General features: G+C 73.6%; 13 protein-coding genes, 1 pseudogene and 1 riboswitch. Of the genes and pseudogenes, 8 read left to right on the forward strand and 6 right to left on the reverse strand.

Translation table 11 applies throughout. The features are described from left to right. Together ACSNN7_RS15250 and ACSNN7_RS15255 are read right to left on the reverse strand one after the other, a co-directional pair. Positions 1-658 (reverse strand): annotated as a pseudogene (locus ACSNN7_RS15250) (hypothetical protein); the annotation flags it as partial. Between the two features lie 125 nt (positions 659-783). Further along, entirely contained in the window at positions 784-2,352 is a 1,569-nt protein-coding gene (locus tag ACSNN7_RS15255; RefSeq protein ID WP_436681438.1) for a C40 family peptidase, read from the reverse strand. A gap of 240 nt (positions 2,353-2,592) precedes the next feature. On the opposite strand from ACSNN7_RS15255, the gene mqnE reads away from it, so the two are divergent. The 3 genes from mqnE to ACSNN7_RS15270 are packed head-to-tail and all read left to right on the forward strand — an operon-like array spanning position 2,593 to position 4,543. Then, the gene (gene mqnE, locus ACSNN7_RS15260) at positions 2,593-3,762 is read left to right on the forward strand and encodes an aminofutalosine synthase MqnE (RefSeq protein WP_334452096.1); all 1,170 of its coding nucleotides are present in this window, start codon (positions 2,593-2,595) and stop codon (positions 3,760-3,762) included. Between the two features lie 24 nt (positions 3,763-3,786). Next, a complete protein-coding gene (locus ACSNN7_RS15265) occupies positions 3,787-4,209 on the forward strand; it encodes a hypothetical protein (protein WP_436681439.1) in 423 nt (140 codons plus the stop codon). Positions 4,210-4,252: 43 nt separating this feature from the next. Beyond that, on the forward strand, positions 4,253-4,543 hold the full coding sequence (locus ACSNN7_RS15270; protein ID WP_436681440.1) for a DUF4229 domain-containing protein: 291 nt from the start codon (positions 4,253-4,255) through the stop codon (positions 4,541-4,543). A gap of 48 nt (positions 4,544-4,591) precedes the next feature. Here the strand turns inward: ACSNN7_RS15270 and ACSNN7_RS15275 are convergent, their stop codons facing one another. Then, complete coding sequence (locus ACSNN7_RS15275) at positions 4,592-5,920, reverse strand: C39 family peptidase (RefSeq protein WP_436681442.1); 1,329 nt, start codon at positions 5,918-5,920, stop codon at positions 4,592-4,594. A gap of 204 nt (positions 5,921-6,124) precedes the next feature. Here ACSNN7_RS15275 and ACSNN7_RS15280 point away from each other — a divergent pair, with 204 nt between their 5' ends. Next, a complete protein-coding gene (locus tag ACSNN7_RS15280; RefSeq protein ID WP_436681443.1) occupies positions 6,125-7,987 on the forward strand; it encodes a M14 family zinc carboxypeptidase in 1,863 nt (620 codons plus the stop codon). 104 nt (positions 7,988-8,091) lie between these two features. Here the strand turns inward: ACSNN7_RS15280 and ACSNN7_RS15285 are convergent, their stop codons facing one another. Further along, entirely contained in the window at positions 8,092-8,394 is a 303-nt protein-coding gene (locus tag ACSNN7_RS15285; RefSeq protein WP_436681444.1) for a hypothetical protein, read from the reverse strand. Positions 8,395-8,550: 156 nt separating this feature from the next. Next, positions 8,551-8,612, forward strand: a riboswitch (cobalamin riboswitch). Between the two features lie 109 nt (positions 8,613-8,721). Here ACSNN7_RS15285 and ACSNN7_RS15290 point away from each other — a divergent pair. From ACSNN7_RS15290 to ACSNN7_RS15300, 3 genes are read left to right on the forward strand one after another with little or no spacing between them, the layout of a single operon-like run. Continuing rightward, positions 8,722-9,660 carry an ABC transporter substrate-binding protein gene (locus ACSNN7_RS15290; protein WP_436681445.1) on the forward strand — a complete coding sequence of 313 codons (939 nt, stop codon included), beginning with the start codon at positions 8,722-8,724 and terminating at the stop codon, positions 9,658-9,660. Positions 9,661-9,673: 13 nt separating this feature from the next. Continuing rightward, positions 9,674-10,825, forward strand: a complete 1,152-nt coding sequence (locus ACSNN7_RS15295) for a FecCD family ABC transporter permease (protein ID WP_436681446.1) — start codon at positions 9,674-9,676, stop codon at positions 10,823-10,825. Beyond that, entirely contained in the window at positions 10,822-11,598 is a 777-nt protein-coding gene (locus tag ACSNN7_RS15300; RefSeq protein WP_436681447.1) for an ABC transporter ATP-binding protein, read from the forward strand. The genes ACSNN7_RS15295 and ACSNN7_RS15300 overlap by 4 nt, the downstream gene beginning before the upstream one ends. 25 nt (positions 11,599-11,623) lie before the next feature. On the opposite strand, the gene ACSNN7_RS15305 is transcribed toward ACSNN7_RS15300, so the two are convergent. Both ACSNN7_RS15305 and ACSNN7_RS15310 read right to left on the reverse strand, forming a co-directional pair. After that, positions 11,624-12,394, reverse strand: coding sequence for a VOC family protein (locus ACSNN7_RS15305; RefSeq protein WP_436681448.1), 771 nt, complete (start codon positions 12,392-12,394; stop codon positions 11,624-11,626). A gap of 124 nt (positions 12,395-12,518) precedes the next feature. Beyond that, entirely contained in the window at positions 12,519-14,606 is a 2,088-nt protein-coding gene (locus ACSNN7_RS15310; protein WP_436681449.1) for a HelD family protein, read from the reverse strand. A gap of 234 nt (positions 14,607-14,840) precedes the next feature. Here ACSNN7_RS15310 and ACSNN7_RS15315 point away from each other — a divergent pair, with 234 nt between their 5' ends. Next, positions 14,841-15,590 (forward strand): MFS transporter, encoded by a 750-nt coding sequence (locus ACSNN7_RS15315; protein WP_436681450.1) that lies wholly within the window; start codon positions 14,841-14,843, stop codon positions 15,588-15,590. Positions 15,591-15,620 lie beyond the last annotated feature (30 nt).

A 15,620-nucleotide genomic window follows, 5' to 3' on the forward strand; every position in this document is an offset into this window, starting at 1 on the left:
GCTCCGGGGGCTGGGCGGGCTCGGGCGGCTCGGGGTTGACCGGGGTCGACCGGTAGACCGTCGCGGCGCCACCGCCGGCCCGGGCGACCGCGCCGGCGGCGGCCTCCTCGGCCGAGATCCGGCTCAGCCCCGGCACGGAGGCGCTGGCCCGGGTGCCCGGCGTCGAACCGCCGGCCCGCTGCCCCGGTACGGACGCGGCTCCGACGACCGGCGCGGCGGCGCCCGGCCTGTCCGTCGGCCCGGCGGCCTCGGCCCGGCCGGCGGCGCGCTCTCCACCGTCAGGTGAGCCGACGGCCGCGCCCTCCTCGCCGCTGGGCTCCGGGGCACCACCCCGGTAGGTGGTGCCGCCGGCGGGCGGTGTCGGCAGGTGGCCGTCCTGCGGTGGTGCGGTCACGGTGGCGACGCTGGCCCGGGCGCGGGCCGGCGCGGCGGACGACTCCGCCGTGGCCGGCGACGCGTCCACGCTCGCGCGGCCCGGCGGGCCGTCCCCGGCCGGCGAAGCGGCAGGCGAGGCGTCGGGTGCGGCAGGCGAGGCGTCCGTGCCGGCGCGCGGGGCGTCGACACCGGACGGTGCGGTCGCAGCGGAGCCGGCCGTGGAGGCCGGTTCGGGCACGGATCCGCGGTCGACGTTCTCCGCCGGAATCTGTTGCTCGCCCATGCTCGCCCTCCGCGCCGCGCTCGCACCCGCACCCGTGACACCGGACCGGATGTGCCTGGGTGTCACGGTGCCACATTCCACCCCGCCGGCACAGCCGGAGCGGCGTACCGCAGTGTGCCGTCCGGTCAGGCGCCGGTGCTCGCCGAGGCCGAGGCCGGGGCGCTGCCGGCCGGAGCGCTGGTGGCCGGGGCCAGGCTGCTCGGCGCGGTGCTCGGCTCCGTGCCGCCGGTCGTCGGGCTCGGCGCACCGGAGCTCGTCACGCTCGGCGTCGGCGACGGGCTCTGCGACGGCGACGGCGGCGGGGTGGTCGGGCGCGTCGGCGGCCTGGTGGGCGCCTTGGTGACGGTGGGCGAGGGGTTCGGCGCCGGGGTGGTCGGCTTCGGCGACGTCGAGCCCGTCGGCTTCGGGGCCGGCGTGGTGGGCGGAGGCGTGGTGGGCGCGGGCGGCGGCGTGGCCGGCGCGGGCACCGCGCCGACGACGCGGGTGGCGGCGTAGAGGCCGGACCACCGGACCGTGGAGATCTTGACCACGTCGCCGGTGGAGGGCGCCTGTACCATCTTCCCGCCGCCGATGTACATCCCGACGTGGTGGATCGTCGTCCAGCTGCTGCCCGAGGCGAAGAAGAGCAGGTCGCCGGGGAGCAGGGCGCTGCGGTCCACGGAGCGGGCCCGGGTGGCGTAGTACTGGTCCCGGGAGACGCGGGGCAGGTCGTAGTAGCCGGCCGACCGGTACGCGGCCCACATCAGGCCGGAGCAGTCGAACCGGTCCGGCCCCTCGGCCGACCACAGGTACGGGTCGCCGAGCTGCGCCAGCGCGTAGCGGACGGCGGCGAGGGCCTGCGGGCTGGCGATCAGGCCGGTGGCGCTCTGCCCCTCGACGTAGCCGGCCCCGAGCTTCTGCTCGGCGGCCTCCTGCTGGCGTTCCAGCTCGATCAGCTTGGCCTGGTTGTCCGCGCGGAGCTTGACCAGCTTCCGCTCGTTCTCCCGCAGCGCCTTCTCGACCGCGGTGAACTGCTCCTCCGCCCGGCGGACCCGGTCCCGCGTGGCGGCGGCCGCCTGGGTCGCGACCTGCTCGGCCGTACGGGCCCGGGACAGCTCACCGGCCGCGGCGGTGGTGGAGCCCTCGGCCTGCTCGCCGCGGGAGATCCGCGACAGGTCGCTGAGCCCCCGCAGGTCCTCGGCGATCTGACCGGGCGGCAGGGCGGCGGCGGCCTTGAAGGCGTCGGCGGCGACGGCGTCGGCGCGCTGCTGGGCGGCGGCCAGGGCGTCGCGGGCGCGGGCCAGCTCGCCCTCGGCGGCGGTGAGCTGCGTCCGGGCGTCGTCGCGCTGCTGGCGGAGCCCGAGCAGTTGGTCGCCGAGCTGGCCGTTCTGCGCCTCCAGGGCGGTGATCTGGGTCAGCAGCGGGCTGGTGACGACGCCACCGACCGGCAGGGTCGGCCCCGTGGTGGGCAGGCCGGTCACGCCGCCGGAGAGGCCCGGTGCCGCGCCGGGCAGCCGCAGGCCGCCGCTGGCGACCGGGCGGGAGCCGGTGTCGGGCACGGCGTTGGGCAGCGCGGGATCGGCGTACGCGGGGGTGGCCAGGGCCATCGCGGCCACGGCGCCGAGCAGGGCCGACCAGAGCGCGGGACGCAGCACCGGCGAGATCACCGGGCTCCTGCGTCGTCGCTGCCGTCGCCCGTGCCCGCTGTCGACCATTCCGCTCCCCGTCCGGCGCGCTCGTGCCGCGCACGGTGGGCGCGGCGACCGGGACGCTACCAGTGTGTGTCGCGCCCCACCCTGTCTTACCGCACCGAGGCAGCGATGTCGATGTGTAGCCCGGTCACGGCAACCTGAGAGTCCGGTGAAGTACGTCGCGGGCGGTGCCCGTGCTGCCGGGTCGTCGGCGGGCCGACGTAGGCTCGACGCGGACCGCAGCTGGAAGGGACGTGGCTTTCGATGGACGCCGGACTCAAGCGCGAGCTCGAAGCGAAGGTGTACGCCGGTGAGCGGCTCACCCGGGAGGACGGGATCGCGCTCTACGACAGCGACGACCTGGCCTGGCTGGGGCGGCTGGCCCACCACCGCCGCACCGAGCTCAACGGCGACCGGGTGATGTTCAACGTCAACCGGCACCTGAACCTGACCAACGTCTGTTCCGCCTCCTGCGCGTACTGCTCGTTCCAGCGCAAGCCGGGCGAGAAGGACGCGTACACGATGCGCATCGACGAGGCCGTGCGCAAGGCCAAGGAGATGGAGGACGAGCAGCTCACCGAGCTGCACATCGTCAACGGTCTGCACCCGACCCTGCCGTGGCGCTACTACCCGAAGGTGCTGCGCGAGCTGAAGGCGGCGCTGCCGAACGTCAAGCTCAAGTGCTTCACCGCCACCGAGGTGCAGTGGTTCGAGAAGATCAGCGGGCTGAGCGCCGACGAGATCCTCGACGAGCTGATGGACGCCGGTCTGGAGTCGCTGACCGGCGGCGGCGCGGAGATCTTCGACTGGGAGGTCCGGCAGCACATCGTCGACCACGAGTGCCACTGGGAGGACTGGTCGCGGATCCACCGGCTGGCCCACTCGAAGGGCATGAAGACCCCGTCGACGATGCTCTACGGCCACATCGAGGAGCCCCGGCACCGGGTCGACCACGTGCTGCGGCTGCGTGAGCTGCAGGACGAGACGGGTGGCTTCGCGGTCTTCATCCCGCTGCGTTACCAGCACGACTTCGTCGACTCGGCGGACGGCAAGATCCGTAACCGGATCCAGGCCCGCACCACGATGGCGTCGCCGGCCGAGTCGCTGAAGACCTTCGCGGTCTCCCGGCTGCTCTTCGACAACGTCCCGCACGTGAAGTGCTTCTGGGTGATGCACGGTCTCTCGGTGGCCCAGCTCTCGCTCAACTTCGGTGTGGACGACCTGGACGGCTCGGTCGTGGAATACAAGATCACCCACGACGCCGACTCGTACGGCACCCCGAACACCATGCACCGGGACGACCTGCTGCACCTGATCTGGGACGCCGGCTTCCAGCCCGTCGAGCGGGACACCCGCTACAACGTGGTCCGGGAGTACGACAAGGCCCCGTCGCTGGCCGAGCGGCGTTCCGAGCCGCAGCAGGTCTGGGCCTGAGCCCGGCCGTATCCTCGTAGCACCATGACGGAGCAGCGGAGCGGGTTCCCCCGGCGCGACGCCGAGGGGCGCGTCCTCACCCTGGGCGACCTGCTCGGGGTCAGCCTCGCCGGGTGGGTCATCGGGCTGCTGGCGCTGGTGCTGTTCGAATGGGCCTTCGCGTCGGTCGGCGCGGGGGAGTTCGGGCGCACCAACGGCTGGCTGGCGGTGATCCTGCCGGCGTGGCTGTTCTGGGACGACTTCCGGGCCTGGGAGTTCGGCGCGGCCCGGGTGGTGGCGGCGCTGTTCGCCGCCGTGCTCGCGGTGGTCGGCGGGCTGCTGGTCGCCGGGGTGACCGACGGCCTGGCACCGCTGTTCACCGGCGGCCTGGCCGCCCTCGCGTTCACCCTGGTGTACGCGGTGCTCTGGTTCCATGGCGTGCACTGGCTGGCCCGACGCACGGGCTGAACCCCGCCCGGGTCATGCCGGCGGCGGAGAACGGAGTGGGAACGTGAGCGCGGCGGTCAAGTACACGCTGGGCCGGATCGGGCTGTTCGTCGTGGTCGTGCTGGCCCTCTGGCCGGTCGACATGAACGTCTTCCTCAAGCTGATGCTGGCGCTGGTGTTCTCCGCCGCCGCCTCGTTCTTCCTGCTCAAGGGTTGGCGCGACGAGATGGCCGAGGAGATGGCCGTGGCGGCCGAGCGGCGGCGCACGGAGAAGGAGCGGCTGCGCTCGGCGCTGGCCGGCGAGGACCAGCCGACCGAGGGCCAGCCGACCGAGGGCGAGCGCCGGGAGGGCTGAACCGGGCGTCCGGGTCCGACGCGGACGTCGCGCCGGACCCGGTTGCCGTCACCAGTTGGTGGAGCCGGCGACCGTCGGCCAGGGCACGTCGGTCGGCTTGATCAGGTAGGCGATGCCGCCGGAGCCGCTGCCGACGCCGCCGCCGGCGGTGGTCTGCTTCGTCCGCAGCCAGATCTGCTCGAACTGCTCCCGCTGGTAGACGTTCCGGACCGCCTCGTTGCTGGACGAGGCGGGGTCGTTGGCGATGACGTCGCCGTCGGCGGTGAAGCCGACGACCACCATCAGGTGCCCGGAGGTGCCGTAGCCGGCGCCGTCCAGCTCGCTGGCGAGGAAGGACTGGCTGGTCACCACGGGGATGCCGGCGGCGATGAAGTGTTCCAGCTCGTCCAGCGAGTGCAGCCGGGTGACCCGCCCCTCCAGGCCGGGGAAGCTGGCCGCGTACGCGGTGTTGAACGGCCAGTTGCCGGCGCCGTCGTACTGGTGGTCGTAGGTGGACCGGGCGGCGTGGTTGACGGTGGGGTCGGGGTAGGTCGGGTCGACCCAGGCAGTGTCGGCGGCGCTGGGGCGGCGTCCCCAGTACTCGACCACCATCTCCGTCGAGGTGGGCGAGCACCAGGCCTCGCCGCCACCGTCGTACTCGGGGTAGTGGCCGGCGTGGACGTTCTGCGAGTAGCGCGGCACGGCCAGTTCGGTGCCCCAGGCGATGCCGCCGGCACTGGCCGGCACGGTGAAGCGGTCCGGCACGGACGAGCTCATCGCGCCGACCGTCCGGACCGTCGGGGTGGCGGTGGTCGCCGGGTCCCGGTAGAGGGTCAGCCGGAGCTGGTAGGCCCGGAGCAGCACACCCTTCGTGACGTCGTTGACGGCGAAGGTGTCGGTCCAGACGCTGGACGTCTTGTCGCCCTGCTTGTCGACGCTGGTCCGCTTGATGTCGGCGTCGCCGGAGGCCCAGCGGCCCAGGACGTACCAGGGGGTGCGGGTGCCGGTGGTGTACGTGCCCTGCAGTTCGACCTGGATCCAGGTGCCGACGGGGGTGTCGGCGTTCCAGGAGGCGACCAGTTCGCTGGCGTCGAAGCCGACCTGGGTGACGGGCGAGGTCCAGGTGCCGTACGCCCAGCTCCGCTTGGTGCTGGTGTGCGGGTCCCGGTAGAGGGTGGTGCCGACCGGGGTGCCGAGGGTGAGCCCGGCGGCGGTGACGGCGGTGCCGGCGGCGGTGCCGGAGCGCCAGTCGCTGTCGCCGGCCCAGTCCTGCCAGGTGATCTGCTCGTCGTGTACGAGCGCGGTGACCGGGTCGGCCTGGGCCGCAACGGTGGTGCCGACGAGGGTGAGCGCGGCGACGCCGGTGAGGGCGACGGCGCGCAGGGATGTGCTGGCCATGGCAACTCCGCGAGGTGGGGAATCGTTGCCGTTCACTGTCCCGCTTGGAGGGAACTTCCGCCAGATGTGAAGAGATGGAAAATAATTGCCGACGGGAGGATGCGGCCGGGATGGACCATGACAATGATGAACGTTGATATGACCATGTGACTCCTGGTGAAGTGTGCGGACAACGGGATCTCCCGTACTCCGAGGAGGTTGTCCATGGCCCTCCGCACGTCCCCACTCCGCCGCCGGTTGGCGCTGGCCGTCGCCGTCGGGCTCGGCTTCGTCACCGTCGCCGCCGGGCCGGTCTCCGCCCGACCCGCCCCCGACCCGGAACCGGCCGCCGCCGCGTACCGGGTGCTCGGCCCGCGCACCGTCGCCGACCGGAACGCCGTCGCCCGCACCGGCGCGGCGATCGACTACTCCGAACACGGCGTGCTGCACGTCTCGGCCACCCGGGCCGAGGCGGCGGCGATCACCCGGCTGGGCTTCCGGCTGGAGTCGGACCCCGCCCCGAGCCACCACGACCACGACCACGCCGGCACCCTCGCCTTTCCGCCGGCCGACTCCAACTACCACGACTACGCGGAACTGACCGCCGTCGTGAACCAGGCGGTCGCGGACCATCCGGCCATCGCCCGCAAGATCAGCATCGGTACGTCGTACGAGGGCCGCGACCTGATGGCGGTGAAGATCTCCGACAACGTCGGCACCGACGAGAACGAGCCGGAGATCCTCTTCAACGCTCAGCAGCACGCCCGGGAGCACCTGACCGTCGAGATGGCGATCTACCTGCTCAACCTCTTCACCGACAGCTACGGCAGCGACTCCCGGATCAGCAACATCGTCAACTCCCGGGAGATCTGGATCGTGCCGACGGTCAACCCCGACGGCAGCGAGTACGACATCGCCACCGGCTCGTACCGCTCCTGGCGCAAGAACCGGCAGCCCAACAGCGGCTCCACCGCCGTCGGCACCGACCTGAACCGGAACTGGTCGTACCAGTGGGGCTGCTGCGGCGGCTCGTCCGGCAGCACCTCGTCGGACACCTACCGCGGCCCGTCCGCCTTCTCCGCCCCGGAGACCCAGGCCCTGCGCAACTTCGTCAACAGCCGGGTGGTCGGCGGGACGCAGCAGATCAAGGCCAACATCGACTTCCACACCTACTCACAGCTGGTGCTCTGGCCGTTCGGCTACACCACCGCGAACACCCCCACCGGGATGAGCGCCGACCAGTACAACACCTTCGCCACCATCGGCCAGCAGATGGCGAACACCAACGGCTACACCCCGGAACAGTCCAGTGACCTCTACGTCGCCGACGGCACCAGCATCGACTGGATGTGGGGCGCACACGGCATCTGGGCGTACACCTTCGAGATGTACCCGGGCTCGGCCACCGGCGGCGGCTTCTACCCGCCGGACGAGGTGATCCCCGCGCAGACCTCCCGCAACCGCGACGCCGTGCTGCTGCTCTCCGAGTACGCCGACTGCCCGTACCGGGCGATCGGCAAGCAGGCGCAGTACTGCGGTGGGGGCGGCGGGACCACGGTCTGGTCGGACACCTTCGAGACGGCCACCGGCTGGACCATCAACCCGGCCGGCACGGACACCGCCACCACCGGGGCGTGGGAGCGGGGCGCCGCCCAGGCGACCAACTCCTCCGGGGCCAAGCAGCTCACCCCGTACGCGGGCGCCAACGACCTGGTCACCGGCCGGCTGGCCGGCACGGCGGCGGGTGACTACGACGTCGACGGCGGGGTGACCAGCGCCCGTTCCCCGGCGGTGACCCTCCCGGCCACCGGCACGCTCACCCTCTCGCTCGCCTGGTACCTGGCGCACGGGTCGAACGCCTCGTCGGCGGACTACCTGCGGGTCAGCGTGGTGCACAACGGTGGCACCACCACCCTGCTCAACCAGGCCGGTGCGGCCACCGACCGGGACGCCGCCTGGGCGGTGGCGAACCTCAACCTGACGCCGTACGCCGGGCAGTCGGTGCGGATCGTGGTGGAAGCCGCGGACGCCTCCGGCGCGAGCCTGGTCGAGGCGGCTGTGGACAACGTCACCATCACCAGTTCCTGATGCCCGGGTGGGCCCCGTTCCGCCCCCGACGGAGGCCCGCTCGATCGTCCTCCCCCTTCCCGTGCGATCCGCGCGGGAAGGGGGAGGACGTCAGGTGCCTCGGATCAGACCGGGCCGCAGAGGCGCTTGATGGAGGCGGGTGACCCGCTGTACGAGCGCCAGTACATCCCGTAGATGTACCGATCATTCTCCGCCGGAGGGCGGCCCTGCCAGAGGTCGGTGAGGTAGTACATCGAGCCGTACTGGTAGAAGCTCTTCGGGCAGTTGCCGTACGGCTCGGGTCCGGCCAGCGCCGGTGAGGCGACGGCCAACGTGCCGCCCGTGCCGAGAACGGCGGCGGCGACGAGGGTGGCACCGATCCGTCGGGCGCTGCCCCGCTTCGTTCCCGAACGAGGGATTCCGCTCATATTGATCATCGTTGAAACCTAACAGGTCCCTCGCCACTCGGCTGTCCCGTTCATCCTCGACTGTCAGGCAGGTCCGGGTGGTCGGCCGGCCAGCGTCACCGCGCGGAGAGCGGCCAGGGTGGGTGCGTTACCGTGGCTCCGACCAACCGCAGCGAAGCCGGTGTGAAACCGGCGCTGTCCCGCAACTGTGATGCCCCGCCCGTCGGGGACGAGCCAGGTCGCCTGCGTCGTGGTCGCGACACGCGCTCTCGAGGAAGGGCGCCTCGCGGACGGGTACGCAGGTTCCTGTCGGCGAAGCACCACACTCCTCGACCGACAGGAGGACAGATGTCCGGACGTACCCCCCGGCTGCTCGCCGCGACCCTCGCGGTGGCGGCGCTGACCCTCGGCGCCTGCGCCGAGAAGACCTCGAACGACACCCCCGCCGCCGGCAGCAGCGGCTCGGCGGCCACCTTTCCCGTCACGGTCGGCAAGCTGACGCTGGACAAGCGCCCCGAGAAGATCGTCTCACTGTCGCCGAGCGCGACCGAGATGCTCTTCGCCATCGGCGCCGGCAAGCAGGTCACCGCCGTCGACGACAACTCGAACTACCCGCCGGAGGCGCCGAAGAGCGACCTGTCCGGCTTCCAGCCCAACGCCGAGGCGATCGCGGCCAAGACGCCCGACCTGGTGGTGCTCTCCAACGACACCAACAAGATCGTCGACCAGCTCACCACGCTGAAGATCCCGGTCCTGCTCACCCCGGCGGCGGCCACCCTGGACGACTCCTACCAGCAGATCACCGACCTGGGCGCGCTGACCGGTCACCCGGCCGAGGCCGCCGACGTCACCAGGCGGATGAAGGACGACATCGCCAAGCTGGTGAAGGATCTGCCGCAGCGGACGGAGAAGCTCACCTACTTCCACGAGCTGGGCCCGGAGCTCTACACCGCCACCAGTAAGACCTTCATCGGCTCGATCTACGCGCTGGTCGGCCTGGAGAACATCGCCGACGCCGCGGATGCCGACGGCAAGAACGGCGGATACCCGCAGGTTTCCCAGGAGCTTGTCGTCAAGGCCGACCCCGATTTCATCTTCCTCGGCGACGTGAAGCAGGCGAAGCAGAGCGCGGCCACCGTCAAGGCCCGCAGCGGCTGGGCCGGCCTGACCGCGGTCAGGGAGAACCGGATCGTCGAGCTGGACGACGACATCGCCTCGCGCTGGGGCCCGCGGGTGGTCGACCAGGTTCGGACCATCGTCGACGCGGTCGCCAAGGTACCGGCGTGACCATCCACCCTCGATGACCGTGCGAGCCACCGGACGTCGACCGGTCGGGACCTCTGACGCGTCCCGTCCGGTCGGCGTGCCCGGTACCCGACGGGGCGGCACGCCGGCCTCCACCGGTACGGCCAGGCCGGCCGGGCTGCGCCGGCGCTGGCTGGCCGCCGGGCTGGCCGCGGTGCTGGTCGCCCTGATCGCCGGGGTGTCGCTCGGTCCGGTCAGCCTGCCACCCGGCAGCGTCGCCGCCGAGCTGCTGAACCTGCTGCCCGGGGTGCACCTCGACAGCGGCCTGACCGCCGGTGAGATCGCCATCGTCACCGAGCTGCGGCTGCCCCGGGTGGTGCTCGGGCTGCTGGTCGGTGCGCTGCTCGCCCTGGCCGGCGGCGCGTACCAGGGGGTGTTCCGCAACCCGCTGGCCGACCCGTACCTGCTGGGCGTGGCGGCCGGGGCGGGGCTGGCGGTCACCGCGGTGATCGCCCTCGGTGCGGGCGGGGAGGCGCTGACCGGGCTGCCGCTGACCGTGCCGCTGGCCGCGTTCGCAGGCTCCCTCGGGGCGGTGGCGATGACGTACCTGCTGGGGGTGGCCGGCGCGCGCGGCCGATCCCCGGCGACGCTGATCCTGGCCGGGGTGGCGGTCTCGGCGTTCCTCTCGGCCGGGCAGACGTACCTGCTGCAACGGCACTCGGACAGCATCCAGATGGTCTACTCGTGGCTGCTCGGCCGGCTCGCCACCGCGGGCTGGCACGACGTGCTGCTGGTCCTGCCGTACTTCGTGCTGACCGCGGTCGTGGTCCTGCTGCACCGCCGGGAGCTGGACGTGCTGTCACTCGGCGACGACGAGGCCAGCAGCCTCGGGCTGCACCCGCAGCGCTCCCGCTACCTGCTGATCGCCGCCGCCTCGCTCGGCACCGCGGCGGCGGTCTCCGCCTCCGGGCTGATCGGCTTCGTCGGCATCATCGTCCCGCACACCGTGCGGCTGCTCGCCGGCTCCAGCTACCGGGTGATCCTGCCGCTCTCCATGCTCTTCGGCGGTGCGTTCCTGGCACTGACCGACGTGGCGGCCCGGACCGTCGCCGCCCCGGCCGAGATCCCGATCGGCGTGGTGACCGCGCTGCTCGGCGGCCCGTTCTTCGTCCTGGTGCTGCGCACCTCCCGGCGGATGCTCTCGTGACGCCCGCCGTCGATCTGCGCGACCTGCACGTCAAGCTCGGCGGAGTGCCGATCCTGGCCGGGGTCGACCTGACCGTGGCGCCCGGCGAGTGGGTCACCGTGATCGGCCCGAACGGCGCCGGCAAGTCGACCCTGTTGCGCGCCGTCGGCGGCCTGCTGCCCGCGTCGCACGCCGTCTCCCTCTTCGGTACGCCGCTGCGGGCCCTGCGCCCCCGCGAGCGCGCCCGGGTGGTGGCCACCGTCGCCCAGTCCCCGACCGTGCCGGCCGGGATGTCGGTGCTCGACTACGTCCTGCTCGGCCGCACCCCGTACATCCCGCCGCTCGGGCGCGAGTCCGCCGCCGACCTGGCGGCCGTGCACGAGGTGCTGGACCGGCTGGACCTGGCCGCGTTCCACGGCCGGGAGCTGGCCACCCTCTCCGGCGGTGAGCGGCAGCGGGTCTTCCTGGCCCGGGCGCTCGCTCAGGGCGCCACCCTGCTGCTGCTCGACGAGCCGACCAGCGCGCTGGACATCGGCCACCAGCAGGAGGTGCTGGAGCTGGTCGACCAGTTGCGCCGGGCGCACGGGCTGACCGTGTTCGCCACCATGCACGACCTCTCCGTCGCCGGCGAGTACGCCGACCGGCTGGTGCTGCTGGCCGGCGGCCGGGTGGTCGCGGCCGGCCCGCCCCGCGAGGTCCTCACCCAGGAGTTGCTCGCCACGCACTACCGCGCGCACGTCCGGGTCATCGACGGCGACCACGGCCCGCTGGTGGTGCCCATCCGCCCCTACTGACCCGGCCCTGCGGCGTGCGGCCGGATCACGCCGGGGTGGCCAGGGCGATGACGGAGAAGAGGGCGCCCTGGGGGTCGCGGAGGGCGGCCAGGCGGCCCTGTGGGATGTCCCGGGGCGGGACGAGGATGCTGCCGCCGATCGCGGCGGCCCGGGCGGCGGTGGCGTCGGCGTCCGCCACCGCGAAGTAGACCGACCAGTAGGCCGGCATGTCGGCGGGGAAGTCGTCGCCGAGCGGCGGCATCATGCCCGCCACGATCCGCGCCCCGCACCGCCAGCCGGTGTAGGCGGCCGGCCCCATCGGCTGGTCCTCCGGATGCCAGCCGAAGACCAGCTCGTAGAAGGCCTTCGCGCCCTCCGGGTCCGGGGTGACCAGCTCGTTCCAGCTCATCGCGCCGGGGACGTTGAACAGCTCCGCCCCGGTCATCGCCATCGGCTGCCAGACGCTGAACACTGCGCCGGCCGGGTCCGCGAAGACCCCCATCCGCCCCTGGTCGAAGACGTCGAACGGGTCGACCAGCACCTGCCCGCCCGCCGAGGAGACCCGGGTGGCGGCCAGGTCGGCGTCGTCGGTGGCGACGTAGGTGGACCAGATCGGCACCTGGTCCGGGGTGGCCGGTGGTCCCGCGCCGGCCACCGCCCGGCCGTCCTTGAGGAAGATGGTGTAGCCGCCCGCCTCCGGCTCGGGCGCGACCCGGCCGGTCCAGCCGAACAACTCCGGGTAGAAGCGCTTCGCGCCCTCCAGGTCGGGGGTGGCCAGGTCGGTCCAGCAGGGCGTGCCGGGCTCGACGCCGCTCACGGTGGCCCCTCTCCGCCGGTGGCGGCCGCCGACGGCACGCCCTGGCGGCATCGTGGCACCGTCCCGCCCTCGGGTGCGGGGGAAACGGACGAAAGGTCAGCCGTACCGGCGACCCTCGTCCCGCTCAGCCGGCCGGGTCGGTCAGCGGGGCGGGCAGCGGCGTGGTGTGCAGCACGGCGAGCCGGGAGACCGCCCGGGTCAGCACCACGTAGAGGCGGTGCAGGCCGCGCGGCTCGGCGGCGACGATCGCGGCCGGCTCGACGACCACCACGTGGTCGTACTCCAGGCCCTTGGCCAGCGTCGCGGGGACGACGGTGACCCGCGCCGCGGTCTCGACGTCGTCGGCGGTCGCGGTCTGCACCCCGGCGGCGGCCAGCGCCGCGCGCAGCCGCTCCACCGCGTCGTCGGCGGCGATCACGCCGACGGAGCCGTCGTGCGCGAGCGCCGCCCGCACCTCGGCCACCGTCGCCGCCTCCAGGTCGGTCACGGTACGCACGTCCAGCGTGCCGTCGCGGCGCAGCGACTCCGCCGCGGGTACGTCGACGGCGAGCGCGGGCAGCAGCCGGTTGGCGAACGCCACCACCGCCGCGGGCACCCGGAAGCCAACGCTCAGCGGGACCACCGCCGCGTCCGGCTTGCCCAGGTGGGTCAGGGATTCCCGCCAGTCGGTGGCGGCCCACGGGGCGGTGCCCTGGGCCAGGTCGCCGAGGAGGGTGATCGAGCCGTGTTCGCTGCGCCGGGCGATGGCCCGGCACTGCATGGGGGAGAGGTCCTGCGCCTCGTCCACCACCACGTGCCCGAAGCCGCCGGGCCGCTCGATCAGCCCGGCCGCCTCGTCGATCAGCACCGCGTCGGCGGCGGTCCACCGCGTCGCCTTCGGAGTCCGCCCCAGCTTCGTCCCGGTCCGCGCGGCGGTGCCGGCGCCCACCAGCAGCGCCTGTTCCTCGGCGGTGAGCAGTCCGTCGGCGGCGGCGGCGAGCACCTGCGGGTCGCCGAGCAGCGTGTGCACCAGGCCGTCCGGGGTGAGCGCCGGCCAGACCGCGTCCAGGAAGGCGGCGACCGGCCGGGCCTTACCCGTCCGGCGCAGCCAGGCGTCGCTCGGGGACTCGGCCCGGCGCGCCTCGGCCTGGCGTTGCAGCAGCCCCACCACCCGGGCCCGGACGCGCTCCCGGCCGGTGGCGTACGGCAGCCCCTCCCGACGGGTCTCCGTGACCACCCGGTGCAGCGGGTCGAGGCCGATCCGCCAGCGGAACGAGCCGTCCGACACCATGATCGGCTCGGTGGGCGCGCCGATGTGCGCGTCGACGGCCCGGCGTAGCACCTCGGCCATCCGGACGTCGTGCTTGAGGGTGGCGACGGCGGGGTCGTCGACCGCGCGCACCGGTACCCGGCTGACCAGGTCCTCGACCGTGGCCTGCTCGACCTCGACCTCGCCGAGCGCCGGCAGCACCGCCGCGATGTACGACAGGAAGGCCCGGTTCGGTCCGACGATCAGCACGCCGGAGCGGCGCAGCCGTTCCCGGTGCAGGTAGAGCAGGTACGCGGCCCGGTGCAGCCCGACGGCCGTCTTGCCGGTGCCCGGCGCGCCCTGGACGCAGATCGAGTCGGCCAGGTCGGCCCGGACCAGTTCGTCCTGCTCGGGCTGGATGGTGGCGACGATGTCGCGCATCGGGCCGACGCGGGGGCGCTCGATCTCGGCGGTGAGGATCCGGCTGGCGGTGCCCAATTCCTCACCCCGGTCCAGATGTTCGTCCTCGAAGCTGGTCAGCGCCCCGGCGCTGAACCCGAACCGCCGCCGGACGGCGACGCCCTGCGGGTCGCGGGCGCTGGCCCGGTAGAACGACCGGGAGACCGGGGCCCGCCAGTCCAGCACCAGCGGCTCGCCCCGCTCGTCGGTGACGTGCCGCCGGCCGACGTGGTAGTCGCGTCCGGCATGGTCGGGATCCGTCTGCCCGAAGTCGAGCCGGCCGAAGAAGAGCGGGGTGGTCGGGTCGTCGGCCAGCTCCTTGACCCGCCGGGCCATGTGCCGGCCGAGCTGCTCGGCGGTATAGGCGTCCCCGGCGACCTTGTCGCCGGTGGCGAAGAGCGCTTCGGCGCGTTCGCGCATCCGGCGCAGCGCGGCGCGGGAGGTGTCCAGGTGGGCCCGCTCGGCGGCGAGCTGCCCGTCGAGGGTGGCGGCCGGGTCGGTGGTGGGCGTGACGGCACGGGTCATCCGAGGCGACCTTCCGGTGGCGTTCGTGTGATCGGTTGACCTGGGCCGCCCGGCGCTCCGTCAGGCGCGGTACCGGCTGTGCCCGGTGAAGAGAGGCGCGCGGTGCGCGCGCGGCGCTCCACGTTACGCCTCGCCGCCGGTGGCGACCACGCATTTACCGCCGGCCCCCGGCTACCGGCCGGCGTCCGGAACCGGGCGGCAGCCCGGCCGTCGGGAGGTGCTCTACCCGTCGCTGTGGAGCTGCTGCGGACCCGCCGGGGTGGCCGGCGGACCGCAACCGCCACGGCCGCGACCGCGACGCCGGCCGTGCCGGCCTGGCGGCTGCGGCGTGATCCGCTGCTGCTGGCCATGGTGGTCAGCACGGCGGCGGTGATCGCCGCGGTCGGCGGCATCAACGTGATCGAGGTGTTCTTCATCCGCGACACGCTCGACGGTTCGCCCACCGTCTACGGCCTGGTCGGCGCGGCCTGGATGGCCGGCATGCTGCCGGGCAGCTGGCTCGCCGCCCGGCTGGCTCGCCGGCTCACCGACGACGGTGCCCTGGTGTACGGCGTGCTGGCCACCCTCGGCGGCTGCTGTCTGATGGTGGTCCTCGCGTCGGCCGTGCCGTCGGCCGGGCTGCTGGTCCCGCTCTGGCTGGTGGCCGGCGCGGCGAACGGCGGCGAGAACGTCTTCGCCAACGTGCTGACCGCCCGGCGGGCCCCCGAGGCGCTGCGCGCCCGGGCGTACGCCGCCTACGGAGCGGCCGTCCAGGGCGGCTCGATGGCCGGGTACCTGGTCGGCGGCGCGCTGCTCGCGGTGCTGCCGCCGCGGCCGTTGATCGCGCTGGCCGGGAGCGCCGGCCTGCTGGTCGTCCTCGCGTTCGTGCCCGTCGTCGTCCGCGCCGTCCGGCACGCGGGAATCGCTGCCGGCCCGGTCGAACCGGCGGCGGCCGGCGACCGGGTCCCGGCTGCGGAGTTGGCCACTCCCGGGCCGGGCCGCTGAGCCGGGCGAGGAGCACGGGGATACCGTCGG

The sequence above is a fragment of the Micromonospora sp. URMC 105 genome, from assembly GCF_051386295.1.
Classification (GTDB): domain Bacteria; phylum Actinomycetota; class Actinomycetes; order Mycobacteriales; family Micromonosporaceae; genus Micromonospora.